Below are 24,861 nucleotides of genomic sequence, written 5' to 3'. Positions count from 1 at the left end.
ATGAGCATTAAAAAACCGGCGACGCGGCCGGCAAATCCGCGTTTTTCCTCGGGCCCCTGCGCCAAACCCCCCACATTTGATCTGACCAAACTGGCCGATGCCGCACTGGGCCGGTCGCACCGTGCAGCTGTCGGCAAGGACAAGCTGAAGGCCGCGATCGAAGGCACGCGCGAAGTGCTGGGCATCCCTGCGGATTACAAGATCGGGATCGTTCCCGCCTCGGATACCGGCGCGGTCGAAATGGCCCTGTGGTCGCTGTTGGGCGAACGCAAGGTCGAGATGTTGGCCTGGGAAAGCTTTGGCTCTGGCTGGGTGACCGACGTAGTCAAGCAGCTGAAGATCGACGCCGAGGTGAAGACGGCGGATTATGGTCAGCTCGTTGATCTGGCCTCGGTTGATTTTGCCAATGACGTTGTCTTTACGTGGAACGGCACCACCTCGGGCGTGCGGGTTCCCAATGGCGACTGGATCGCGGATGATCGTCAGGGCCTGACGATCTGCGACGCGACTTCGGCTGCGTTTGCCATGGACCTGCCCTGGGACAAACTGGATGTGACCACGTTTAGCTGGCAGAAAGTACTGGGCGGTGAAGCGGCCCATGGGATGCTGATCCTGTCGCCCCGCGCTGTAGAGCGGTTGGAGAGCTACACCCCCGCATGGCCCCTGCCCAAGATTTTCCGCCTGACCAAGGGCGGCAAGCTGATCGACGGTATCTTTACCGGTGCAACGATCAACACGCCCTCGATGCTGGCGGTCGAAGATTACTTGTTCGCATTGGACTGGGCGCGCTCGGTTGGTGGTTTGGAGGGCCTGATCGCCCGTGCGAATGCCAATGCCGGTGCGGTTCACGCGTTCTGCGACCAAAACGACTGGATCGCCAATCTGGCAGAGGATGCGGCGACACAGTCGAACACTTCGGTCTGCCTGAAGTTCACCGACACACGCATTCAGGACGGTGCGACATTCGCCAAAGCTGTGGCCAAGCGGCTTGAGGTCGAGAATATCGCATTGGATATCGGCGCCTACCGAGACGCACCCGCAGGCCTGCGCATTTGGTGCGGTGGCACGGTTGAAACCTCGGATATCGAGGCGATGTTGCCCTGGCTGGCTTGGGCCTTTGAGGCCGAGATCGCGGCGCAGACAGAAGCTGCCTGACCCTTTTTACCGGGCCGTCTCAGGCCCGGATTTTTCATGACATTCAAGGACCACAAACATGGCCCCCAAAGTACTCGTATCCGACAAACTCAGCGAAACCGCCGTGCAGATATTCCGCGACCGCGGCATCGACGTGGATTTCATGCCCGATCTGGGCAAGGATAAGGAGAAGCTGGCCGAGCTGATTGGCCAATACGACGGTCTGGCTATCCGCTCGGCCACCAAGGTTACGCCGACCTTGCTGGAAAAAGCCGACAATCTGAAAGTCATCGGCCGTGCTGGTATCGGCACCGACAATGTCGATAAGGATGCCGCGTCGAAAAAGGGTGTGATCGTCATGAACACGCCGTTTGGCAACATGATCACCACCGCCGAACACGCAATTGCGATGATGTTCGCCGTTGCGCGTCAAATCCCCGAGGCCAGCACGTCGACCCATGCAGGCAAATGGGAAAAATCCAAATTCATGGGCATCGAGCTGACCAATAAGACCCTCGGCGTCATTGGCGCGGGCAACATTGGCGGTATTGTTTGTGAACGTGCGCTGGGCCTGAAAATGAAGGTCGTCGCCTACGATCCCTTTCTTGGCGAAGAGAAAGCCGCCAAGATGGGCGTCGAAAAGGTCGAGTTGGACGAGTTGCTGGCCCGCGCCGATTTCATCACACTGCACGTGCCGCTGACCGACCAGACGCGCAATATCCTGAGCCGTGAAAACCTGGCCAAGACCAAGCCCGGCGTACGCATCGTCAACTGCGCCCGTGGTGGTCTGGTCGACGAAGATGCGCTGGCCGAGATGCTGCAATCCGGCCATGTCGCAGGGGCAGCGTTTGATGTGTTCAAAGAAGAACCGGCAAAGGACAACCCGCTGTTCAACTTGCCGAACGTCGTCTGCACGCCACACCTTGGTGCTGCAACGACCGAAGCGCAGGAAAATGTTGCCCTGCAGGTGGCTGAACAAATCTCGAACTATCTGCTGACTGGCGCGGTGGAAAACGCGCTGAACATGCCCAGCGTCACTGCCGAAGAAGCCAAGGTCATGGGTCCATGGATCAAGCTGGCCGGTCACCTGGGTAGTTTCATTGGTCAGATGACCGATGAACCGGTTAAGGCAATCAACATCCTGTATGACGGTGTCGCGGCTGAGATGAACCTGGCTGCTCTGAACTGCGCCGTGGTTGCCGGGATCATGAAAAAATTCAACCCGGAAGTGAACATGGTGTCAGCCCCGGTTGTAGCGAAAGAGCGCGGGATTCAGCTATCGACCACCAATCAGGACAAGACCGGTGTCTTTGACGGCTACATCAAGGTGACTGTAGTAACCGATAAGCGCGAACGCTCGATCGGGGGTACGGTTTTCAGCGATGGCAAGCCACGCTTTATCCAGATCAAAGGCATCAATATCGACGCCGAAGTCGGTGCCCATATGCTCTATACCACCAACGAAGACGTTCCGGGCATCATCGGCGCGCTGGGTCAGACCATGGGCGAGAACGACGTGAACATCGCTAACTTTACGCTGGGCCGTGCCGAAGCGGGCGGAGAAGCGATTGCTTTGCTGTACGTGGACGAACCTGTTCCGGCCGAAGCGCGGGCGAAACTGGCGGAAACGGGGCTATTCACTCAGATCAAACCGCTGGAATTTGACGTAGCATAAGATTCTGTCCGAAAATTGTGACCTTGGCGATGCCCGTGCAAAAAATGTGCGGGCATTGTCTTTTTTCTGCAACCGAGTTGTTGCACAAAGTGACTGACATATTCCAAGAGGTAGCGTTTTGAGCATCCCAATTTACGCAGTCGGCGATATCCATGGCCAAATGGGCATGCTGCAAAACGCGCTATCCCGGATCGAGGCGGATGGCGGGCCGGATGCGCGTGTTGTCTTTCTTGGGGACTATGTGGATCGTGGCCCGAACAGCCGGGAGGTTCTGGATCTGCTGATCGAAGGGCGCAAGGCGGGGCGGAACTGGGTCATGGTCAAAGGCAACCATGACCGGATGATGGTCCGTTTCGTGCAGGATTGCGAGATCGCAGACAAGCAGTTGCCGATCACTTTGAACTGGCTGAATCCCCGGCTTGGGGGCCAAGAGACGCTGGCATCCTACGGTGTCGAGGTCCCGGACAATGACCGGATCTTTCAGGTTCACGAACGGGCCTGCGCCGCTGTGCCGCCGGAACATTTGGACTTTATCAATGCTTTGCCAACCTATCATCAAGAGGGTGAGCTATTGTTCGTTCACGCTGGCATCCGACCTGGTATCCCCTTGGCGCAGCAATCCGAGGATGATCTGGTTTGGATACGACAAGAGTTCTTAATCGAATCCAGCCCGTACCCTTGGCTGATCGTGCATGGGCACACACCCGTGGATACGGCGGAGCATTGCGGCAATCGTGTCAATCTGGACGCAGGGGCAGGTTATGGTCGACCACTGGCCACAGCCGTGTTCGAAGGGCGTCAGTGCTGGTTGCTGACGGACGCCGGCCGGGTCCCGTTAGAGCCTAATCCGCGGTAAACATATCTTTGTAAAGCTCGCGCAAGGCGTTCTTTTGCACTTTCCCCATAGTGTTTCGGGGCAGCTCATTCAGCACGATCAGTTGGCTGGGGTGTTTGAACCGCGCCAGTTGGTTCTGAACGCTGGCCATAATGGCATCAAGGTCAGGCACTCGGCCCGGTTCTGCAACCAGAATACCCAGAACGGTTTCGCCGAAATCAGCGTGTGGCACGCCAATTACGGCGCTTTCCAGCACACCGGGCTGGTCGTCCAGCACCAGTTCGACCTCTTTGGGGTAGATGTTGAACCCGCCCGAAATGATCAGGTCCTTGCCGCGTCCCACGATGTGTACGTAACCATCCACGTCCACGCGTCCGAGATCACCGGTGATAAAGAACCCGTCTTCGCGCAATTCCGCAGCGGTTTTTTCGGGCATTTGCCAATAACCTTCGAAGACGTTTGGTCCGCGCACTTCGATCATTCCTATCTCGCCTTGCGGTAATGCCTCGCCGGTTTCAGGGTTGGTTACCTTTAGTTCGACACCCGGCAGCGGGAACCCGACAGTTCCTGCGCGACGTTCACCGTCATAGGGGTTCGAGGTGTTCATATTGGTTTCCGTCATACCATAGCGTTCAAGGATGCGGTGTCCGGTTCGGTCCTCGAACCGTTCATGCGTCTCGGCCAGCAGGGGGGCCGAACCCGAGATGAACAACCGTATGTGCTGCGCCAGATCACCGGTGAACCGATCATCCGCCAGCAATCGGGTATAGAAGGTCGGCACGCCCATCATCGAGGTCGCATTGGGCATCAGGCGAAGGACATCATCCAGATCAAACTTCGGCAGAAAGATCATCGAACTGCCCGAAGCCAGAATAACGTTCGTCGCTACAAACAACCCGTGGGTATGAAAGATCGGCAAGGCGTGCAGCAGCACATCATCCTGGGTAAACCGCCATTCGTCCACCAGCGTCTCGGCATTGGACAGCAGGTTGGCTTGCGTCAGCATCGCACCTTTGGAGCGCCCGGTCGTGCCAGAGGTGTAGAGGAATGCGGCAAGATCACCTTCGGTCCGCTTGACTGGTTCGAAGGCAGGAAGCATACCCAATGCCCGCCGCATCAAGCTGCCCGACCCATCTGCGTTGAGCGTCTCTAACCTGGCGTTTTGCGCCTCGGCGATGGGCGTCAGTTCCGCTTGTTTGGCGGCATCGCAAACCACCAGCGCAGCCCCACTGTTTTCGATGAAATAGCAAAGCTCGCCGGATGTGTAGGCCGTGTTCAACGGCAAAAAGATCAGCCCGGTTTGCGCGCAAGCCGCGTAGAGCGCCAGCGCTTCTGGTGACTTTTCCACCTGAACAGCAACTCGGTCTCCGGGCTCAAGCTCGTACCCGTTCAACGCGTTAGCGATCCGGGCTGCCGTGTCAAGAAAAGCTGAATAAGTGATGGATTGACCGTCAAGCAGGTGAAGAAACGGCGTATCCTTGCCCGCATGGATGCCAAACAACCGATCATAGAGTGGGTTACCCATCCCATATTTCCTTCGCACAGGATCAGATTGCGCTGAATCTGGCGTGGATTAGGGACACGGTAAAGCAGAAATCGCGGTCAGGTTCAGAACTGAGTGGTCATCCGGTACCCGGCGGCGAAGTACATCTTTGCAAAGGTGACTGGCTGGCCCTCAAGCCATGTGATCCGTTCGCCCGTGAACACCGGCTCGCCGATGGGCAGGTCCAGGAATGCGGCCACCGAGTCATCGGCGCGACTGGCCAGGAAACTCAGCTCGACATTGGTGAAGGGAACGGTCTGTATAAGCCATTCATTCGGGCCTATTGAGGCGAAGTCCGCATTTACCACTTGCGGAACCGAGTCTATGACGATCCACCGGTCTTCGTATTGAAACGGAGTATTGCCGTTAAAATGCATGCAGCGAACATGCATCACGTGTTGGTCCGGTTTCAGCGCCAGTCTTGCGCACAGCCATTCGGGCGCTCGCTCGGCAACTGATGAGACCAAAGCATAACGATAGATTCCGCCCAACGCCTCAACCTCGTCCCGCACCTTGGGTATTGTGAAACGGGCCTGCCTTTGCGGCGCGCTTAGAACCCGTGTACCGGCTTTGCGGCGACGCTCCAGAAACCCTTCGTCCGCCAGCTCTCGCATTGCGCGGTTCACGGTCGTTCTGGTGCACGAGAATTCGACGGCCAGGTCCTGCTCGTTGGGCAGCAGCGAATCCGGCTGCCACTCACCCGACCGAATGCGTGCCAGCACGGTTTCCTTGATGTCCCTGTAGCTGGTGGTTTCGTTAGATTGGGTCATGGTGCCTCTAGTTACCTGAATAGGTGCGTTTAGACGTCAGCCAAAAGATCGGCAATCGCCGACCGGTACGCTGGAATTATCCGATCCCGTTCGATGTGGCGGCCTTGCTGCACCATGTGGCGCCCTGCTGACCAAAGATCCGTCACCAACCCGTCCGGCGCTGCAAAGCACAGCCCGTCCAGCACCTGTTCGTCAGTCAGCGCGCAGATCGTGGGATGAGATCGGTCGATCGCAACAAGGTCGGCCAGCTTGCCGACTGCGATTTCCCCGGCATTTCTTCCCAAAGCCTGCGCGCCCCCTTGTGCGGCCCCTGTATACAACGCCTGACCGACTGAGCCTTCATTTTTGACCAAAACCGTCCGCGCATGGTCCCGCAGGCGTTGAGAATATTCCAAAGTCCGCAGTTCCTCAGGCAAAGAAATCCTCACGTTAGAGTCTGATCCCACGCCAAAGCGACCACCTTCTTCGACATAAACTGCACCGTTGAAAATACCGTCGCCCAAATTCGCCTCGGTAATCGGGCACAACCCGGCAACGGCGCCCGAACGCGCAACGGCGCGTGTTTCGGCATCGGTCATATGAGTTGCGTGGATAAGGCACCACCGGTCATCGACGTCGACATGGTCCAGCAGCCACTCGACCGGCCGCTGTCCAAGCGCGGCCTCTACATCGGCCACTTCTTTCAGCTGTTCGGCGATGTGGATGTGGACGGGATCATCAGGAGTGGCATTCAGAACCTTGCGCAAATCCGAAGGCGATGTTGCCCGCAGAGAATGCGGGGCGATACCGATCACAGAATCCGCATGCGGTGGAGCTAAACGGCATTCCTCGACCAGGTTCAGAAACTGATCCACAGAATTGCCAAAGCGTAGCTGACCGCCCGCCAAGGGTTGTTGTTCGACACCGCCGTAGGTGTAGAGAACCGGAAGGTGCGTCAAACCGATTCCAGTTTGGGTGGCCGCAGCAAATATGCGCTGACTCAGTTCCGACACGTGGTCGTAGCGCCCGCCGCCCGGCTGATGATGGATATAGTGAAACTCACCGACCGAGGCATATCCGGCCTCTTGCATCTCCAGATAGACCAAAGCGGCAATGGGCTCTACGTGATCCGGCGTCAATCTGTCCAGGAACCGGTACATCAGAGTGCGCCAGGTCCAAAAGCTCTCGCGCCCGGCGGCGCGCACTTCTGTCATACCGGCCATCGCGCGCTGAAAGGCGTGGCTGTGCAGGTTTCCCAAGGCTGGCAGCAAGACATCAACCTGTGTGTCTCCGGATCGCGCGGTCGCTTGTGATTCCAAGCTTTGGATCTGACCGTGCGCGATTTCTACCCGCAAGTTACTGATCCAATCAGAGCCTAATAAAGCCGTTTTCGCATGGATGGTCATCGCATTTCCATTTTGTGTAGACTTTAAACTTTTATACGTATACGAAAAATCTAACGACAAAGGGAGCCCAAAAGAATCGATATGGTCAAAAAATCTGTCCTTTTGAGCACGCGGGTGGCGACCATGGACGATGGCGCCGAACCTTATGGGATAGTTCAGGACGCAGCACTTGTTGTTGATGGTGAGAAAATTGCCTGGATCGGGCCTCGGAATGCACTGCCTGCTGACTATTCTGACTGGCCGACCGCGGACTATGGCGACCGGCTGATAACGCCGGCGCCAATCGACGCCCACACCCATGTCGTCTTTGGTGGCAACAGGGCGGTCGAGTTCGAAATGCGTCTGAATGGTGCCTCGTATGAAGAGATCGCGCGCGCAGGTGGTGGAATTCTGTCGACTGTCACAGCGACCCGTTCGGCCAGCGAAGAGGCCCTGTTAGAGGATGCCTTGACGCGAGTGGACGCCCTGATGGCCGACGGCGTGTCGTGCATCGAGGTCAAATCGGGCTATGGTCTGGACACCGACTCAGAGCTCAAGATGCTGCGCGTCGCGCGCCGGATCGGCGAGGTGCGCCCGGTGCGAGTGAAAACAAGTTTCCTAGGAGCCCATGCGGTGCCGCCTGAGTTTCAGGCGCGCGCTGATACCTACATTCGCGATGTCTGCATCCCGACTCTGCGTTTGGCGCATGAAGAGGGGCTGGTGGATGCCGTTGATGGCTTTTGCGAGGGGATCGCCTTTGATCCGTCTCAGATCGCCAAGGTCTTCGATGTGGCGAAAGAATTGAATCTTCCGGTTAAGTTGCATGCAGAGCAGCTGTCGAACCTCGGAGGGGCAGCCTTGGCGGCTTCGTACGGGGCGTTGTCGGCAGATCATATCGAATATCTGGACGAAGCGGGCGTGGCCGCCATGGCACAGGCCGGAACCGTGGGTGTGCTGCTGCCGGGGGCGTTCTATACGCTGCACGAAACACAGGTGCCGCCGGTTGAACTGCTGCGCCAGTATGGGGTGCCGATTGCGCTGGCGACGGATTGTAACCCCGGCTCGTCCCCTCTGACGTCGCTTCTGCTGACCATGAATATGGCTTGCACCCTGTTCCGCCTGACGCCGGAAGAGGCATTGGCTGGCGTGACCCGCAATGCGGCGCAAGCCTTGGGCCTGATGGACACTGGCACAATAACTGAAGGCAAGCGCGCGGACCTGACGGTATGGGACATCACGCACCCAGCCGAGCTGTCCTATCGGATCGGCTTCAACCCGCTGCACGCCCGCATTTTCGGAGGTTTGTAATGAAGACCCTGTCGCTTGTGCCCGGTCAGGTCACGCTGTCGGATCTGTCCGAAGTTTATTGGTCGCAGCCCGCAGTATCGCTGGATGACGGGTGCAAACCCAAGGTGGAGGCTGCAGCCAAACGCATTCTCGAAGCTGCGGCCGGGGAAGACCCGGTTTATGGCGTTAACACCGGGTTCGGAAAACTGGCCAGCCACAAGATCGCGGCAAAGGATACTTCGACCCTTCAGCGCAACCTGATCCTCAGCCATTGCTGCGGCGTTGGTTCGGCCGTGCCACGCCGTGTGACCCGGCTGATGATGACGCTAAAACTGTTGTCCTTCGGACGCGGAGCATCGGGTGTGCGTTGGGAGCTGATCGACCTGTTGCAGCAGATGCTGGCCAAGGGCGTGACCCCGGTTATTCCCGCGCAGGGGTCGGTCGGGGCCTCGGGCGATCTTGCGCCCCTGGCGCATATGACAGCCGTAGTCATCGGCGAAGGTGAAGCCGAGGTTGACGGAACCATCCTGCCGGGGGGGAAAGCGCTAAAATCGGTTGGATTAGAGCCTATTCAACTCGGTCCTAAGGAAGGGCTTGCCTTTATCAACGGCACGCAATTCTCGACTGCCTTTGCGCTGGCCGGTCTGTTCGAAGCCTGGCGTGCGGCGCAAAGCGCGCTGGTCATCTCGGCCCTGTCGACGGATGCGATCATGGGATCGACTGCGCCCTTGCAACCCGAAATCCATAGCCTGCGCGGGCACCGCGGCCAGACCGAAGCCGCCAGCGCCATGCGTGCCGCACTGGCCGGGTCCGAAATCCGCGAAAGCCACCGGGATGGCGACACGCGCGTGCAGGACCCATATTGCATCCGATGCCAGCCGCAGGTCACCGGCGCGGCCATGGATGTCATGCGCCAAGCGGCCACCACGCTTGAGATCGAGGCGAACGCGGCCACCGACAACCCTTTGGTTCTGACCGAGGCAGGTGCCATCGTTTCAGGTGGAAACTTTCATGCCGAACCGGTCGGCTTTGCCGCAGACATGATCGCACTGGCTGTGTCCGAAGTTGGCGCGATTGCGCAGCGGCGCATCGCGTTGATGGTCGACCCGACGCTCAGCTTTGATCTGCCGCCGTTCCTGACGCCAGATCCCGGGTTGAACTCGGGCCTGATGATTGCCGAAGTCACGACCGCCGCCTTGATGAGCGAGAACAAACACCTTGCCAATCCTTGCGTGACTGACAGCACACCGACCTCGGCCAACCAGGAGGATCACGTGTCGATGGCTGCACATGGTGCGCGGCGTCTGACGCGGATGGTCGAAAACCTGAACTACATTCTTGGTGTTGAGTTGCTTTGCGCCGCTCAGGGGGTGGAGTTCCGCGCACCGCTGGCAACCAGCGGACCATTGCAACGCGTCATGCACAGAGTACGGGCAGAGATCCCAACACTGAACGAAGACCGCTATTTGGCACCCGATCTGGAAACATCCAAGTGCTTGGTGGCTGAGGGTGACATCCTTGGGGCAGTGGGTGCCCAGATGCCGGGGCTGTTCTGATGCAGGTGTTCAGCGTTCAGCGCGGGGACGGTCCCATTGTGCTGGGGCAGCCTCATGGCGGAACTTATGTGCCAGACGAAATAGCGGTCCGTCTGAATGACAACGGGCGCGTATTGGCCGATACGGATTGGCACATAAACAGGCTCTATAACGGGATATTGGGCGATGCCACGGTCGTGCAGTCGCATGTTCATCGCTACGTCATCGACGCAAATCGTGATCCGTTCGGCGCCTCGCTATATCCGGGCCAGAATACCACCACCCTTGTGCCTCTGACCGACTTCGACGGGCAGCAGATCTGGAATGACGGGCAATCACCGTCCGAGGATGAGGTCGAAGGTCGACGGCGTAAATACCACGCGCCTTATCACGCTGCCCTGAAGGATGAACTGAACCGCGTGCGGGATCGGCACGGCGTGGCGATCCTGTTTGACTGCCACTCGATCCGGTCACTGATCCCGTTTTTGTTCGAAGGCGAATTGCCGGTGTTCAACACTGGAACCAATGATGGGCTGACGTGTGACACGGCCATTGAGCAAGCCGCGCACGACGTGGCGAGCAAGGCCCAAGGGTTCACTTCGGTCCTGAATGGCCGGTTTCGCGGGGGATGGACCACCCGCCACTATGGTCGCCCTTCTGATGGCATACACGCCATCCAGATGGAGATCGCGCAGCGGGCTTACATGGACGAGACACCCCCGTGGACATGGCGCGAGGACCGCGCTGCGAAACTGCGCCCCCATTTAAAAACCATGCTGACCCGCCTCAACGATCTTGCCCTCTCGGGCGCATTGACCAGACAAGGAGCCCAGAAATGAGCGATCCGCGCAAAAACACCCGCGACATCTATCCACCGACCGGCCCCGAGTTGAACGCCAAAAGCTGGGTAACCGAGGCCCCGCTGCGGATGCTGATGAACAACCTGCACCCGGATGTTGCCGAGAACCCGCATGAGTTGGTGGTCTACGGTGGTATCGGTCGCGCGGCCCGCACGTGGGAAGATTTCGACACTATTGTTGCCGGTCTGAAGGATTTAGAGGAAGACGAAACGCTGATCGTTCAGTCGGGCAAGCCGGTCGCGATCATCCGCACGCATAAGGATTCGCCGCGGGTGCTGATCGCCAATTCCAACCTCGTTCCACATTGGGCGACCTGGGATCACTTCAACGAGCTCGATAAGAAGGGCCTGATGATGTACGGCCAGATGACCGCTGGCTCGTGGATTTATATCGGCACGCAGGGTATCGTTCAGGGCACCTATGAGACCTTTGCCGAGGCAGGGCGTCAGCACTACGACGGTGACCTGACAGGCAAGTGGATTCTGACCGGAGGTCTGGGTGGAATGGGCGGCGCGCAACCGCTGGCGGCCGTGTTCGCAGGCGCCTCATGTCTGGCTGTTGAGTGTAACCCGGACAGCATCGATTTCCGCCTACGGACCAAATACCTCGACGAAAAGGCCGAAACGCTGGACGAAGCGCTGGAGATGATTGACCGCTGGACCAAGGCTGGCGAAGCGAAGTCGGTTGGTCTGCTGGGCAATGCGGCAGAGGTTTTCCCCGAGATCTACGCCCGGATGCAGGCGGGCGGGATGCGTCCCGATATCGTCACCGACCAAACCAGCGCGCATGATCCGATCAACGGCTATCTGCCATTGGGTTGGACCATGGGCGAATGGCGCGAGAAGCGTGAAACAGACCCTAAAGCGGTGGAAAAAGCCGCTCGCGCTTCAATGAAGCAGCATGTCGCGGCGATGGTGGATTTCTGGAACGCGGACGTTCCAACGCTGGATTACGGCAATAACATCCGACAGGTCGCGCAGGATGAGGGGCTGGAGAACGCCTTTGCCTTCCCCGGCTTTGTACCCGCCTATATCCGCCCGCTGTTTTGCAAAGGCATCGGCCCGTTCCGCTGGTGTGCTCTGTCGGGCGACCCCGAGGACATCTACAAAACCGATGCCAAGATGAAGGAACTGTTCCCCGAGAATGAGCACCTGCATCGCTGGATCGACATGGCGCAAGAGCGGATCGCGTTTCAGGGTCTTCCTGCGCGTATCTGCTGGATTGGATTGGGTGACCGGCACCGCGCTGGGCTGGCGTTCAATGAGATGGTCGCCAATGGCGAGCTAAAGGCGCCGGTGGTGATCGGACGCGACCATTTGGACTCGGGGTCTGTGGCCAGCCCCAACCGCGAGACTGAGGCGATGCTGGATGGCTCGGATGCGGTCAGCGACTGGCCGTTGCTGAATGCGCTGATCAATACGGCGAGCGGGGCGACATGGGTGTCTCTGCATCACGGTGGTGGCGTCGGGATGGGCTTTAGCCAACATGCGGGTGTTGTGATTTGTGCCGATGGCACCGAAGATGCCGCGCGGCGGTTGGAAAGGGTTCTCTGGAACGACCCGGCCTCGGGCGTCTGGCGCCATGCGGATGCAGGGTACGACATTGCCAAGGATTGCGCGCGGGCCCATGGGCTGCGCCTGCCGGGTATTTTGGGCTAGTTCGAAACAGACTCTGGCGAAAATGCTGCACCTGCGATATTCGCAGGTGAGCTTGCCGGAGATCAAACATGTACGTTGCCACCCTGTTGACCAACCCCGATGTGTCTAATCTGGATTTGTCGCTGGTCGAGTCATTGCGGAACGCATGGGGCGGCGACGAAATCGTGTGGCTCAGCCCGGATGAAGCTGCAGAGTTTTCCCTGGCCGAAATGTCGGGCAACCGTTGGGATGTCTGGGCGGACCTGCAACAAATGGGTGTCGATCTAGTCGTCCAACCGGCAGAAGGACGTCGCAAAAAGATGCTGTTGGCCGATATGGACAGCACCATGATCCAACAGGAATGCATCGACGAACTGGCGGATGAGGCCGGCGTCGGCGAACGCGTCAAGGACATTACCGCACGTGCGATGAATGGCGAGCTGGACTTTGAAGGCGCGCTGACCGAACGGGTTGGTCTGTTGAAAGGTCTGGATGAGGCGGTGATCGGTAAAGTACTGGACGAACGCATCACTCTGATGCCGGGCGGCAAGGAGCTGGTCGCGACGATGCGCCAGAACGGAGGCTATGCCGCCTTGGTCTCGGGCGGTTTCACGGCGTTTACCGCAAAAGTGGCCGAGGTGCTGGGCTTTGACGAGAACCGTGCCAACACCCTGCTGGCCCAAAACGGAAAACTGACCGGGGATGTACTGCGGCCCATTTTGGGGCGTCAAGCCAAGGTGGATGCCTTGGAACAGATCACCGCGAGACTGGGCTTGCGTGAAGAAGACGTTATTGCCGTAGGCGACGGGGCCAACGATCTGGGGATGCTGCACCGCGCGGGAACAGGGGTGGCCCTGCATGCCAAGCCCACGGTTGCCGAGCAATGCGAGGTTCGGATCAACCATGGCGATCTGTCGGCACTGCTGTATGTACAGGGCTATAGCCGCTCGGAATTCGTGTCCGGTTAAAGGTCTTCCCTTTATTTAACTCACATGTTAAATAAAGGCTATGAACACTCTGATAAACGCTTTTTCTGCTTTGTCCGATTCCACTCGGTTCTCGATTGTTGAGCAACTGATGCAGGACGGAGAGCTGCCTGCCGGTGACCTGATTCAAGGGCGCGGTATGTCGGGCGCAGCGATTTCGCGCCATCTGAAAGTGCTGCGCGAGGCCGGATTGGTGCAACAGCGCGTCCACGGCACCCAGCGGATGTATTCTATCCAGCCCGACGGGCTGCGGGCGATTGCGGAATGGACGATCTCGAAACGTCAGTTCTGGGAAAACAGCCTCGATCGTCTGGGCGACCTGATTGAAAAGGAAAACTCATGGCCGACCTGAAACTGGAACGTGAGTTCCCGACCACCCCCGAAAACCTGTTTGCCTGGATAAGTGACGGGGCGAAGCTGTTGCAGTGGTGGGGGCCCGAAGGGGTGCATGTGCCCGAGCATGACCTGAATTTCTCACGCACGGGGCCTTGGTATTCAATAATGAAGAACGCAGAAGGCCAAACATTTAAAGTCTCAGGCCACGTAACCCATGTTGATCCGCCCAATTCGGTTGGGTTCACTTGGGCCTGGCATGACGATCAGGATCAGCGCGGGGCGGAAAGCCACGTGACGTTTTCGGTCGTTGCGACCGAAAACGGCGCGCGGTTGGTTCTGGACCACCGCGAACTAGCAGATGCCGAGGCTGCAGCGAACCACAACATGGGCTGGACATCGTCGCTGGCCAAGCTTGAGGCGCAGTTTGGATAAGTTTTCATTAGGGAGGAAATAAAATGCCACAATATTTGTTTGTCTATCACGGCGGAACCACACCAACCGACCCCGCTGAAGTAGAAGCAACTATGGCTGCCTGGGGTGCATGGTTTCAAGGCATGGGTGAGGCGCTGGACATACCCGGCAATCCGGTTGGTCAATCCTATACGGTCAGCAACGGAAGCGTCGTCGACAATGGCGGCGCAAACCCGGCATCCGGCTTTACGGTTGTAAAGGCCGATAGCATTGATGCCGCGACCGAAATGGCCAAGGGCTGTCCCATGGTAGTCAACGGCTCAGGCTCGGTCGAAGTGGCCGAGGTGCATGAAATCGAAATGTAACCTTAGCCGGGGAACCCCGGCGCAGGTCTGATTACGCCGCATTCCAGCCCGCGACGGCTGTATTGCGTGGCATTCATGAATTTGCGGGTGGCCGGGTGATCGGCCTCCAGCACACCTAGGCTGACAAGAATGGCTGCAATTGCGCATTCGCTGGCGCGGGTGGTGCCATCAGTGATTTTCAGCGCAACACCCATTCGTTTTTCCGGGATGATGGCAATGAACACCGCCTCAGCCCCTGTTTTGATTGCAGCGCGGCCATCCATAGCGCGCATCAGTTCTGTACAGGCGCGGCTTTCGCCCGCCACCAGTTCGGGGTGCTTGATCATGGCTGCCGTAAGCTGTTGCGCTGCGTCGCTGGCACGGTCCGACCGGTCAGCGGCCGATGCAAACCACGCCATCGAACGCGCCAGTCCCACCAGTGATGTCGCAAAGTTCGGGGCCGAACATCCATCGATTCCATAGGCAGGACTGGTTTCTCCAGTGGTATCTTCCAGCGCGGACAGGCAGGCTTGCTGTACGGGGTGGTCGATCTCAAGGTATTCCGGTCCCGCGCCCATGTGCTGTGCGACCGTCAGAAACCCGCAATGTTTGCCCGAGCAATTGTTGTGGATCTGGCAGGGCGTGTCATCGGCAAGGATCAGCCCGTCGCGCGCGGCCATGTCCTGCGGTTCTTGCGGACCGCAGCGCAGATCGTGTTCGGTCAAGCCCAAGTGATCCAGCCAGGCAGTAACCCTGTCGGTATGGATATGTGCGCCGCTATGCGAGGCACAGGCGAGGGCCAGATGCTCGGAGTTCAGGCCATATTTGGCGGCTGCGCCCGATGTGATCAGCGACAGCCCCTGGATCATTTTTGCAGAAGACCGAGGGTAAATCACCGCGTCCGGATCGCCCCAACTGCGTACGATATGACCGCTGTCGTCGCAGATCACTGCGTGGCCCAGATGCAGGCTTTCCAACAAGGGGCCTCGCCATAGTTCTGTCATTGGTACCGGCTGCGTCATCTGGCCCCTCCATTATATGCGCAAAAATCTGCCAATCGCCCTTTCGCCTGTGGCGAAACCTGCGTTAGTGTGTGTATGTCGACAATCATCGGAATACGCAACTTACAGACGAACCGACAGAGTTCGTATGCGGTCTCGATGGGTATGAGGTATTAGGTCGAGCTAGGAGGCTGGACAGATGGGATTAAAACTCGTCCGCACAATTGCGGGTCTGTGCGTGGCAGGAATGGCCACAACCGCAATCGCTCAGCAGGCGACCAGCACCAATCGGGTTGCTGCGAAGACCGACTGGAGCGTTTTTGTGGAGAAAGATCCCACAGAGTGCTGGAGCGTATCCGCGCCCAAAGAGACTGTGAACACCAAAGGCGGACGCGTGGTTTCGGTGCGCCGCAGCGACATCCTGTTGTTCGTGTTCTACCGCCCGAATGCCGAAGTCAAAGGTCAGGTGACCTTTACCGGCGGCTATCCTTTCGCGGCAGGATCGACGGTCACCCTTGAGATTGACGGCACCGAGTTCGCTTTGATCACCGAAGGTGAATGGGCCTGGCCGGCAACCGAAGGCGAAGACCTGAAGGTCGTCGCAGCGATGAAGCGCGGCACTGAGGCCGTTCTGACCGCCCGGTCCGAGCGCGGAACCCAGACCAAAGATACGTTCTCGCTGTTGGGTTTCAGCGCTGCGATCGAAGACGCCGAAAAGCGCTGCACCCAATAAGCAAGGACAATAGGTTTACGCAGCCCCGTCATTTGGCGGGGCTTTTTCGTGGGCGATCATACGTGTCATCCGATCTTTACGCGACGTCCACCACCCCAAATTGATCCGCATCAAGGCAAGCGATCCATCTTTCTGAACCAATCAGTTCAAATTTATGGAAGGAGCTTATCCATGCTGAACAAACCTCTTGCTGCCGTGTTGGTGGTCGCCGCCGTATTTCTGAGCGCATGTGAAAAAAACAACGAAACCTATCCGGTATCTGGCGAGCAATGCGGCCCGAAAGACCCCGTGCAAACTTTGGACGCGGATGATTGCGACATCCTGCCAGCAGGAATCTGACATGTTCACCTGACCTGATTCCTCGCAATCGTAATGCAGATAGTTCGGTCGCATCGGTTTGGCCTTTGCGGCCGACTTGCAATTGGGACTACGGCGCAACGCGTGCTACGGTGGCCACATACAAGGGTTCATATGTGGAAACGGATAATGCGTTACGTTTTGATTGCAGTGCTTTTCTCTTCGACCGCGTGGGCAGATCCCAGCCTGGAATGTTTCGACGCAGGTTCGCAGGTCGAAATCGGAGCCTGCGTTGGGGAGATGGAGAAACGCGTGAATATGGCTGTTGAGACAAGCTATGGCTTCGCCATGCAGTCCGCAGTTGAGTTGGACGAGGTCACAGACCGTGTGGTCGCACAACCGGCACTTGAGGCGGCACAAGAGGCTTGGGGCAGGTATCGCGACGCGCAATGTGAAGCAGTGGGTGCTTCATACGGCGGCGGCTCTGGCACCGGTATCGCCATTGCGTCCTGCCGCGTCGATCTGGGCCGGGCGCGCGCGGATGAATTGCTGCGCATGGCAAATTAAATGATACGAATTCTTTTGATCTTTGCGCGCGATCCTATATAGAGGCGCATCCCAAGCCCGAATTCGTTGAGATAGCAATATGTCGCCCAAAGCGCCGATTACTCAAGATGTCATGACCATCCCCCGCAAACTGCCCGAGGGGAAGATCAACCTTGTCGGGTTGACCCGTGATCAGTTGCGTGACGCTCTGATCGAACATGGCACGCCGGAAAAGCAGGCCAAGATGCGCACCGGGCAGATCTGGCAGTGGATCTATCAATGGGGCGTGCGCGATTTTGCCGAGATGACCAACCTCGCCAAAGCGTATCGTGCGCAACTGGCTGAGAATTTCGTTGTTGAGATCCCCGAGGTCGTGACCCGGCAGGTGTCCGAGGACGGCACGCGCAAGTACCTGTGCCGCATCGCGGGTGGCCATGAGGTCGAGGTTGTCTACATCCCCGAAGAGGATCGCGGGACGCTGTGTATCTCGTCTCAGGTTGGCTGCACGCTTACCTGTTCCTTCTGCCATACGGGCACGCAGAAACTGGTGCGCAACCTGACGGCTGCAGAAATCGTCGGTCAGGTGATGATGGCCCGCGACGATCTGGACGAATGGCCGACCCCTGGTGCGCCAAAGGACGAAACACGCCTGTTGTCGAACATCGTTCTGATGGGCATGGGTGAGCCGCTTTATAACTTCGAAAACGTGCGCGACGCGATGAAGATCGCCATGGACCCCGAAGGCATTTCTCTGTCACGCCGTCGGATCACCCTGTCGACGTCCGGCGTGGTGCCGGAAATTGCGCGCACAGCTGACGAGATCGGCTGCTTGCTGGCGATCTCGTTCCACGCGACAACGGATGAAACCCGCGATTTTCTGGTGCCCATCAACAAGCGCTGGAACATCCAAGAACTGCTGCAGGCGCTGGCAAGCTATCCCAAAGTGTCCAATTCCGAGCGGATTACTTTTGAATACGTGATGCTGGATGGTGTGAATGATAGCGACGAAGATGCGCATCGCTTGATCGACCACATCAAAAGCCACAACATTCCCGCCAAGATCAACCTGATTCCGTTCAACGAATGGCCCGGCGCGCCTTACAAGCGCAGCTCGAATAACCGCATCCGCGCGTTTGCAAACATCATTTATCAGGCGGGATATGCCTCTCCCATTCGCAAGACGCGTGGCGAGGACATCATGGCAGCTTGCGGTCAGTTGAAATCGGCCACAGAGCGCGCCCGCAAGTCGCGCAAGCAGATCGAAGCCGAAGCGGGATTGCAGAGCTGACAAGCCCAACTTTCGTGCAAACTACGCCAAGAAATTAATTTTCTGGCCGCTGTTATTTGTATGCACAATTTGATATGTTTCGGGGGCTGAAACCGGCTGCCTAGGCCTCACGCTTGCGCACAAAGCAGTGAGAGTCGCATTCCGGTCGTGGCGCGTTTGTTCATGGCCGCTATCATTTTACACGTAACTTGCGGCGTTCAGGCGAACCTTTTGAAGCAGGTGGGCCAAATACATGTTTGTACGATTTATAAGACTGTTTCCGACATCTCTTGCGGCTTTGTTTCTGGTGGGGCTTGCCGCGTACCAAGCTGGCGCTCAATCCAGTGGTGAGGATGCTCACCTTGCCATTGAAAATCCTGCCGAGCTGTCCAAAGAAGAAGCTTTGGGCATCTACAAGTCCCTGCAGCGACGGATGGAGCGTGGCTATGCCGCCGCGCAGTTAGATTTGCTGATGAACTATCAGGCATGGCCGCTGTTCAACGATGCCCCTTACATCTCGGCGACCCATGGGCAGCGCTATGTGAACAGCTATGCCAACCGCATGGCGCACAACTATGGTACTTTGGCCGAGGGTGAAAAGCTGCCGATGGGGTCGGTGCTGGCCAAGGACAGCGTCACGGTTACGGACGAGGGCAACGTCCATCCCGGGGCTTTGTTCGTGATGGAAAAACTCGGTCAAGGCACCAGCCCGGAAACTGCGGACTGGCGCTATATCATGGTCATGCCGGACGGGTCTTTGTTTGGTGACACGATGGGCGCGCGTTCGGACGCTGTCGTCTATTGCCACGATTGTCACGAAGCGGTGGCTGATCGGGATTACACTTTCTTTGTTCCCGAAGAGTATGTTGTCGGCAACTAAGCGCGGGTTACTTGCGACCGAACCGCGCCGTTCCAATTACCTCGATCAATGTCTGACGCACCGGCTCCGGTTGTGTTTCTACCGCATTCAGAACCTCTCGTAACTCGGCCCGAAGGCCGTGCATCTGGTCGATCAGTGAGATCATCATCGACAGCGCATCAGGCTCCATCTCGTATTGGTCATGCAGCTCGCACGCCAGCTCCAACCGAGCCACGTCGAGGGTGTGATACACCAACCCCTGCTCGGTTTGCTCGGGAATGACGATCTCGGCAGCCAGGTATTCGGTCAGGCGGGTCGAGGTCAGGCGCGTGACGGTTGCGATCAGCTGCTCTTCGGTCAGGGTGCGGGTCATGACGGCATTCCTTTCCGCGGATCATAGCTGTGGCTTTCGCGCCAAGTCTCCATGAATTGCTTCAACTCGTCATCAATCTGATCGGGCATGGACACGGTCAGTTCGATCAACTGATCGCCGCGATCGGACGAGCCGCGCTTCTTGACCCCCTTGCCGCGCAGGCGCAACGTCCTACCGCTGCTGGTGCCTGCGGGGACACTGACATTGACGCCGCCATCAATGGTGGGTGCGGGTACCTTGCCACCCAGAATGGCTTCGTCGATCGTGATCGGCAGAGTGATATGAATATCGTCGCCCTGACGATCGAATACCGGATGCTTTGCCACAGACACGGTTACCAAGGCGTCGCCGGCGGGCCCGTCGCCGAACCCCGGATCACCCTTACCGCGCAGGCGGATGGTCTGCCCGTCGGTGATGCCAGCGGGTATTTTGACTTCGATCCGATCGCCATCGGGCAGAGTCAGCTTCTGGCTGGCGCCAAACACCGCGTCCAGAAAACTGATCTGCAGATTGTAAGCGCGATTGTGGCCCGGCGCGTGAAATTCGTGGGTACGCTGCTGGTGTCCCCCCCGGCCCCGCATGAACTCGGCAAAGATGTCGGACATGTCATCCGGATCTGCCGCTCGACCGCGGTAGGGATTTCCGGCTGCCTCGGCATATTCACGATAATATTGCTGCTGTGGCCTTTCCTGACCCGATGCATCAATCTCGCCATTATCGTATCGCTCACGTGTTTCCGGGTCTTTCAGCAGGTCATAGGCGGACGCCGCCGCCTTGAACTTTTCTTCAGCCTCGGCATCCCCGGGCTTGAGATCCGGGTGGCATTCCTTGGCGATGCGCCGATAAGCCTTTTTGATCTCGGCGGCGCTGGCGTCTTTGGCTAGGCCAAGAACGGTATAGGGATCGTCGCTCATCTCGCCTCTCGTTGATGTCGGGTGCGGGTCTGATCTTGATGAATGTGTTTTATCATGCGATTTCAATGGCCCGAAAGAAAGCGGCTTTTGAAACCGCTCGCAAAATCGCGCGAGCCTGTTAATATCTGCATGTTTCTAACTGAACATCCACGGAGAACCCCATGACGCGCAGAATCAAGTCCGCACTGGCCCTTTTGGCCGGCAATGCCATAGGGCTACTGCTTGCTACGCTGTTGTTGTCGGGGTTTGCGATCAAACCGATTTCATTCATCGTCGTGGTGATCGTGTTCACTCTGGTGCAGGTGGTGGCCGAGCCGCTGATCCTGAAACTGGGTGAGAAAAAAGCCCCCTCGATCAAAGGTGGGATTGCTTTGATCGTAACGTTTGTCGGTCTGTTGGTGACGGATCTGATTACGGCAGGGCTGACAGTTGGCGGCGTTGCCAACCTGTTAGCGGCGACCCTGCTCGTTTGGTTGGGCGCGTTGATCGCCAGCGTTCTGCTGCCGATCTATGTGTTCACCGAACTGCGTGAGCCCAAGAAATAATCAAAGCCCGTTCAGGCTGGTTTCAATCGCCTGCCACAGTTCATCCGCCGGTTCACATCCGACAGACAAGCGGATAAAGGCCGGATCGACGTCATCGCCCCAGCGTGCGCGTCGTTCAGCAGAACTATGAACACCGCCAAACGATGTGGCCGGTCGCAGCATCGGGCAGGTGTTGATGAAAGCTTCGGCCTTTTCTTCGGTCTCTAACGTGATCGACAACAAGAACCCAAACCGGGACGTCTGCGCCTTGGCCAGAGCATAGGACGGGTCATCCGACAGGCCGGGATAGCGGATCTGTTTCACGGCCTCATGTTCTGCCAACCGTTCCGCGAGCACTTGCGCCGATGCACACATCCGGTCGAAACGAACGTCCAGCGTTTCCAACCCGCGATGCAGCAGCCATGCCTCATTCGGGCCGGGGATCGCGCCGGAAACGCGCCGCCATTCTTCGACCCGTTCCATGATCTGCGCGTTGCGGCTGGCGACATGACCCATTAGCAGGTCCGAATGGCCGCCCATAGCCTTTGTATCCGAAGCGACTACCACGTCGCTGCCCAAATCCAACGGGCGTTGACCCAGTGGGGTCATCGTTGTGTTGTCGGCAATCGTGAGACCGCCCGCCGCGCGAACGGCAGTGGCGATCGCAGGCAGGTCCATCATATCCAGACCGGGGTTCGAGGGGCTTTCCAAAAAGACCACGTCAAACCCGCCAAACCCGCCCTCTGCGAACGCCGTCGTCGGACGCTCAGTAACCGAGACGCCCAGATTGGACAGGAACCGATCGGCCAGCAGTCGTGTGACATAATACCCGTCCGACGGAATCAGGATATGGGATCCGGCTTTGACCATCGCGAACAAAGCGGCAGAAATCGCCCCCATGCCCGAAGGAAAGGTCAGACAGGGCGCGTCTTCCAAATGGGACAGCACGTGTTCCAGATGCACCCAGGTCGGGTTGTCGACCCGACCATAGGTCGGATGCCCGTCCGGTGCGCCGGGCAGATGGTACATACTGCTTTGCGTCAGCGGCAGGGCCACCGGATCGCCCTTGTTCAGCGCGTTCCCGCGCAGGTGCAACATCTCACCGGTCTTAGGTGGCTTCATGTCTCAGCGCCCCGGAATTTCGTCGCGGGGTGGGGCCGGTTCCCAGTTTTCAATAATATCCACCGCCTCTTGCGCGGTATCCACGAAGCGGAACAAATCGAGATCCTCGTCCGAGATGGTCCCCGCATCAGCCAGCGCCTCCCAGTTGATGACCTTTTCCCAGAAATCGCGACCGAACAGCAGAAACGGTACACGTTCCATCCGGCCAGTCTGGATCAGCGTCAGCGACTCGAACAGCTCGTCCATCGTGCCGAAGCCGCCGGGGAAGATGGTGATGGCGCGGGCGCGCATCAGGAAATGCATCTTGCGAATGGCGAAATAGTGGAAGTTAAAGCTGAGCTCGGGCGTTACATACAGGTTCGGCGCCTGCTCGTGCGGCAGCACAATGTTCAGGCCAATCGAACAACCGCCAGCATCCTGGGCACCGCGATTTCCGGCCTCCATCACGCCTGGGCCACCGCCGGTGACGATCACGTTCTCGCGGCAGCCGGTTTCATTGGATTTTTCGGTCATCAGACGGGCGAATTCCCGCGCTTCGTCGTAATATTGCGACAGGTTGGCCAGCGTCTGGGTTCGCGCAGTGTGTTTCTGCGACGGCTCAGGAATGCGTGCGCCACCGAACATGACGATGGTCGAGGTGATCTCACGTTCGGTCATGATCATCTCGGGCTTCAGCAACTCCAGCTGCAAACGCACGGGGCGTAGCTCATCCCGACACAGGAAATCATCGTCTGCAAAGGCAAGGCGATAGGCGGGTGAGCGCGTCTGCGGCGTGTCCGGCACCTCGCTCGCGGTCGAGCGGTCTGTCTGGGCGTCGCGGAAAGGGCTGAGGCGGTCTTCTCTCATGGGTGATGGTTCCCTGCTTGCGTGTTCATAAAACAGCTATAGGGTTCGCAGGCAGAGTGCCAGTCACGGAAGAACAAGAATGAATTGGAAGAGTGAAATTTCGGCCGCCGCCGAACGGATCAATGGGTATGCGCAGGTGACCCCGGTGATTGAAAGCCGCGTGCCCGGATTGGATTATCCGGTCGAAATGAAGCTGGAGCATATGCAGCACACGGGCAGTTTCAAAGCGCGCGGGGCGTTTAATACGCTGCTCAGCTTGGACGTGCCCGAGGCTGGCGTTGTGGCGGCTTCGGGCGGCAATCACGGTGCGGCGGCGGCGTATGCGGCACAAACGCTGGGATATCCGGCCAAGATTTTCGTGCCAGACCTTGCCGGACCATCCAAGATCGCCCTGATTGAACAGACGGGCGCGGATTTGACGGTGGTGCAAGGTGAATACGCAAACGCACTGAGCGAGGCCAGAGCGCATGAGGCTGCGACCGGGGCGATGCAAATCCACGCTTATGATGCCCCCGCAACCGTAGCAGGGCAGGGCACGTGTTTTGCCGAATGGGAGGCGCAGGGACTGCAGGCTGACACCATTTTGGTTGCAGTGGGCGGCGGTGGCCTGATTGGCGGGGCTTTGGGTTGGTTTGATGGCACGCGCAAGGTCGTAGCAGTCGAACCGGAAACCTCCTGCGCGCTGAACGCGGCGCTGCAGGCGGGTGAACCGGTGGATGTCTCGGTCTCGGGTATAGCAGCCAACGCGCTGGGCGCGCGGCGGATCGGAGGGATTTGTTTCGATCTTGCGCAAGGAATGACATCTGTTCTTGTCTCAGACGAGGCGATTGCAGCCGCGCAAAAGGCGCTGTGGCAGACCCATCGCATATTGGTCGAACCGGCCGGTGCGACCGCGTTGGCGGCTTTGACCTCAGGTGTTTACAAGCCAGAACCAGACGAACGCGTGGCGGTTCTGGTGTGCGGGGGAAATATTGCCCCGGACCCGCTGATGGGGTGAATTATCGACTTGTGGAAGGTGGTTAAGGATTTTATCGATAATCTATGACCACTACGATCGCCGACACAATTTACCAAAACCTTAGACAGAAGATTATCACGGGCGAATTGCTTGCCGGTGAAAAGCTACGTCAGGATCACATCGCGCGGGCCTTTGAGACCAGCCATGTACCGGTGCGCGAGGCATTGCTACGTCTGGAAGCGCACGGGTTGGCCCAAAGTGAGCCGCGCCGCGGTATGCGTGTTTCGGCGCTGGACCCGGCAGAAGTGCGCGAAGTGGTTGAAATGCGCGTTGCGCTGGAATCCCTGGCCTTGCAGCATTCGGTACAGAATATGACGCCTGGCGCGCTTAAAGAGGCGGATGATGCTCGGATCGCCTGTGATGCTGCGCAAACGATGCCCGAGTGGGAAGCGTGCAACCGTACCTTTCATCGCTCGATCCTGACGCCGTGCGGGTTGCCACGCCTACTGCATGCGATTGATGACCTGCATATCGCCGGCGCGCGCCACCTGTTTGCCCATTGGCGCCCCAAGTGGGTACACCGTGCGGATGGTGACCACGCAGCCATCGTTCAGGCGCTCAAGCGCAAGGACGCGGCCACGGCGACGGCCATTCTGACGCGCCATATCCGCCGCGCAAGCTGATCACAGGTCAACCTAGCCGCA

27 protein-coding genes are annotated in these 24,861 nt (G+C 58.3%); 19 read left to right on the top strand and 8 right to left on the bottom strand.

The window, feature by feature from the left end:
• From AC2FLJ_RS14785 to AC2FLJ_RS14775, 3 genes are all read left to right on the top strand, one after another.
• Complete coding sequence (locus AC2FLJ_RS14785) at nucleotides 1-1,155, top strand: phosphoserine transaminase (protein ID WP_496706477.1); 1,155 nt, start codon at nucleotides 1-3, stop codon at nucleotides 1,153-1,155.
• Nucleotides 1,156-1,213: 58 nt separating this feature from the next.
• Nucleotides 1,214-2,809: a phosphoglycerate dehydrogenase gene (gene serA, locus AC2FLJ_RS14780; protein ID WP_496699509.1), complete on the top strand. Its 1,596-nt coding sequence runs from the start codon at nucleotides 1,214-1,216 to the stop codon at nucleotides 2,807-2,809.
• Nucleotides 2,810-2,927: 118 nt separating this feature from the next.
• Nucleotides 2,928-3,665: a metallophosphoesterase family protein gene (locus tag AC2FLJ_RS14775; protein ID WP_496706475.1), complete on the top strand. Its 738-nt coding sequence runs from the start codon at nucleotides 2,928-2,930 to the stop codon at nucleotides 3,663-3,665.
• On the opposite strand, the gene AC2FLJ_RS14770 is transcribed toward AC2FLJ_RS14775, so the two are convergent.
• The 3 genes from AC2FLJ_RS14770 to AC2FLJ_RS14760 form a co-directional block, all read right to left on the bottom strand.
• On the bottom strand, nucleotides 3,652-5,169 hold the full coding sequence (locus AC2FLJ_RS14770) for a malonate--CoA ligase (RefSeq protein ID WP_496706473.1): 1,518 nt from the start codon (nucleotides 5,167-5,169) through the stop codon (nucleotides 3,652-3,654). The two genes, AC2FLJ_RS14775 and AC2FLJ_RS14770, sit on opposite strands and share 14 nt — an antisense overlap.
• A gap of 83 nt (nucleotides 5,170-5,252) precedes the next feature.
• On the bottom strand, nucleotides 5,253-5,957 hold the full coding sequence (gene hutC, locus AC2FLJ_RS14765; RefSeq protein WP_496699503.1) for a histidine utilization transcriptional repressor HutC: 705 nt from the start codon (nucleotides 5,955-5,957) through the stop codon (nucleotides 5,253-5,255).
• Nucleotides 5,958-5,986: 29 nt separating this feature from the next.
• Nucleotides 5,987-7,342, bottom strand: coding sequence for a formimidoylglutamate deiminase (locus AC2FLJ_RS14760; protein ID WP_496706471.1), 1,356 nt, complete (start codon nucleotides 7,340-7,342; stop codon nucleotides 5,987-5,989).
• An 81-nt stretch (nucleotides 7,343-7,423) separates the two neighbouring features.
• Here AC2FLJ_RS14760 and hutI point away from each other — a divergent pair, with 81 nt between their 5' ends.
• From hutI to AC2FLJ_RS14720, 8 genes are all read left to right on the top strand, one after another.
• On the top strand, nucleotides 7,424-8,629 hold the full coding sequence (hutI, locus tag AC2FLJ_RS14755; RefSeq protein ID WP_496706469.1) for an imidazolonepropionase: 1,206 nt from the start codon (nucleotides 7,424-7,426) through the stop codon (nucleotides 8,627-8,629).
• The gene (gene hutH, locus AC2FLJ_RS14750; protein WP_496706467.1) at nucleotides 8,629-10,164 is read left to right on the top strand and encodes a histidine ammonia-lyase; all 1,536 of its coding nucleotides are present in this window, start codon (nucleotides 8,629-8,631) and stop codon (nucleotides 10,162-10,164) included. The genes hutI and hutH overlap by 1 nt, the downstream gene beginning before the upstream one ends.
• Entirely contained in the window at nucleotides 10,164-10,982 is an 819-nt protein-coding gene (hutG, locus tag AC2FLJ_RS14745; RefSeq protein WP_496706465.1) for an N-formylglutamate deformylase, read from the top strand. Before hutH ends, hutG begins: the two co-directional genes overlap by 1 nt.
• Nucleotides 10,979-12,661, top strand: a complete 1,683-nt coding sequence (gene hutU / locus AC2FLJ_RS14740; protein ID WP_496706463.1) for a urocanate hydratase — start codon at nucleotides 10,979-10,981, stop codon at nucleotides 12,659-12,661. Before hutG ends, hutU begins: the two co-directional genes overlap by 4 nt.
• 68 nt (nucleotides 12,662-12,729) lie before the next feature.
• A complete protein-coding gene (gene serB, locus AC2FLJ_RS14735) occupies nucleotides 12,730-13,608 on the top strand; it encodes a phosphoserine phosphatase SerB (RefSeq protein WP_496699491.1) in 879 nt (292 codons plus the stop codon).
• Between the two features lie 40 nt (nucleotides 13,609-13,648).
• Complete coding sequence (locus AC2FLJ_RS14730; RefSeq protein WP_496699489.1) at nucleotides 13,649-13,978, top strand: ArsR/SmtB family transcription factor; 330 nt, start codon at nucleotides 13,649-13,651, stop codon at nucleotides 13,976-13,978.
• A complete protein-coding gene (locus AC2FLJ_RS14725; RefSeq protein ID WP_496699487.1) occupies nucleotides 13,966-14,394 on the top strand; it encodes an SRPBCC family protein in 429 nt (142 codons plus the stop codon). The genes AC2FLJ_RS14730 and AC2FLJ_RS14725 overlap by 13 nt, the downstream gene beginning before the upstream one ends.
• A gap of 23 nt (nucleotides 14,395-14,417) precedes the next feature.
• Nucleotides 14,418-14,738, top strand: a complete 321-nt coding sequence (locus tag AC2FLJ_RS14720) for a YciI family protein (RefSeq protein ID WP_282120369.1) — start codon at nucleotides 14,418-14,420, stop codon at nucleotides 14,736-14,738.
• 2 nt (nucleotides 14,739-14,740) lie between these two features.
• On the opposite strand, the gene AC2FLJ_RS14715 is transcribed toward AC2FLJ_RS14720, so the two are convergent.
• Complete coding sequence (locus AC2FLJ_RS14715) at nucleotides 14,741-15,739, bottom strand: asparaginase (protein WP_496706460.1); 999 nt, start codon at nucleotides 15,737-15,739, stop codon at nucleotides 14,741-14,743.
• 178 nt (nucleotides 15,740-15,917) lie between these two features.
• Here AC2FLJ_RS14715 and AC2FLJ_RS14710 point away from each other — a divergent pair, with 178 nt between their 5' ends.
• The 5 genes from AC2FLJ_RS14710 (at nucleotide 15,918) to AC2FLJ_RS14690 (ending at nucleotide 19,441) form a co-directional block, all read left to right on the top strand.
• Nucleotides 15,918-16,451 (top strand): invasion associated locus B family protein, encoded by a 534-nt coding sequence (locus AC2FLJ_RS14710; RefSeq protein WP_058272619.1) that lies wholly within the window; start codon nucleotides 15,918-15,920, stop codon nucleotides 16,449-16,451.
• A 171-nt stretch (nucleotides 16,452-16,622) separates the two neighbouring features.
• Nucleotides 16,623-16,790 carry a hypothetical protein gene (locus tag AC2FLJ_RS14705; RefSeq protein ID WP_186437396.1) on the top strand — a complete coding sequence of 56 codons (168 nt, stop codon included), beginning with the start codon at nucleotides 16,623-16,625 and terminating at the stop codon, nucleotides 16,788-16,790.
• 147 nt (nucleotides 16,791-16,937) lie between these two features.
• Complete coding sequence (locus tag AC2FLJ_RS14700) at nucleotides 16,938-17,315, top strand: lysozyme inhibitor LprI family protein (protein ID WP_496706458.1); 378 nt, start codon at nucleotides 16,938-16,940, stop codon at nucleotides 17,313-17,315.
• A 79-nt stretch (nucleotides 17,316-17,394) separates the two neighbouring features.
• Nucleotides 17,395-18,582 carry a dual-specificity RNA methyltransferase RlmN gene (gene rlmN / locus AC2FLJ_RS14695; protein ID WP_282152923.1) on the top strand — a complete coding sequence of 396 codons (1,188 nt, stop codon included), beginning with the start codon at nucleotides 17,395-17,397 and terminating at the stop codon, nucleotides 18,580-18,582.
• Between the two features lie 232 nt (nucleotides 18,583-18,814).
• A complete protein-coding gene (locus AC2FLJ_RS14690) occupies nucleotides 18,815-19,441 on the top strand; it encodes a cytochrome P460 family protein (protein ID WP_496706456.1) in 627 nt (208 codons plus the stop codon).
• A 7-nt stretch (nucleotides 19,442-19,448) separates the two neighbouring features.
• On the opposite strand, the gene AC2FLJ_RS14685 is transcribed toward AC2FLJ_RS14690, so the two are convergent.
• Nucleotides 19,449-19,793: a hypothetical protein gene (locus AC2FLJ_RS14685; protein WP_058272615.1), complete on the bottom strand. Its 345-nt coding sequence runs from the start codon at nucleotides 19,791-19,793 to the stop codon at nucleotides 19,449-19,451.
• Nucleotides 19,790-20,707, bottom strand: coding sequence for a DnaJ C-terminal domain-containing protein (locus AC2FLJ_RS14680; protein ID WP_496706454.1), 918 nt, complete (start codon nucleotides 20,705-20,707; stop codon nucleotides 19,790-19,792). Before AC2FLJ_RS14680 ends, AC2FLJ_RS14685 begins: the two co-directional genes overlap by 4 nt.
• Nucleotides 20,708-20,868: 161 nt before the next feature.
• On the opposite strand from AC2FLJ_RS14680, the gene AC2FLJ_RS14675 reads away from it, so the two are divergent.
• Nucleotides 20,869-21,252, top strand: a complete 384-nt coding sequence (locus AC2FLJ_RS14675) for a hypothetical protein (RefSeq protein WP_058272613.1) — start codon at nucleotides 20,869-20,871, stop codon at nucleotides 21,250-21,252.
• On the opposite strand, the gene AC2FLJ_RS14670 is transcribed toward AC2FLJ_RS14675, so the two are convergent.
• Together AC2FLJ_RS14670 and AC2FLJ_RS14665 are read right to left on the bottom strand one after the other, a co-directional pair.
• On the bottom strand, nucleotides 21,253-22,353 hold the full coding sequence (locus tag AC2FLJ_RS14670) for a cystathionine gamma-lyase (RefSeq protein ID WP_496706452.1): 1,101 nt from the start codon (nucleotides 22,351-22,353) through the stop codon (nucleotides 21,253-21,255).
• A gap of 3 nt (nucleotides 22,354-22,356) precedes the next feature.
• Nucleotides 22,357-23,199 carry an LOG family protein gene (locus AC2FLJ_RS14665; protein WP_496706450.1) on the bottom strand — a complete coding sequence of 281 codons (843 nt, stop codon included), beginning with the start codon at nucleotides 23,197-23,199 and terminating at the stop codon, nucleotides 22,357-22,359.
• Between the two features lie 79 nt (nucleotides 23,200-23,278).
• Between AC2FLJ_RS14665 and AC2FLJ_RS14660 the strand changes: the two genes are divergently transcribed.
• Entirely contained in the window at nucleotides 23,279-24,196 is a 918-nt protein-coding gene (locus AC2FLJ_RS14660) for a threonine/serine dehydratase (protein ID WP_496699470.1), read from the top strand.
• Nucleotides 24,197-24,240: 44 nt separating this feature from the next.
• A complete protein-coding gene (locus AC2FLJ_RS14655) occupies nucleotides 24,241-24,840 on the top strand; it encodes a GntR family transcriptional regulator (RefSeq protein ID WP_058279708.1) in 600 nt (199 codons plus the stop codon).
• Nucleotides 24,841-24,861 lie beyond the last annotated feature (21 nt).

It is taken from the genome of Ruegeria sp. CDSA034, assembly GCF_059612275.1.
This window is presented reverse-complemented; position numbering and strand designations above follow the sequence as displayed.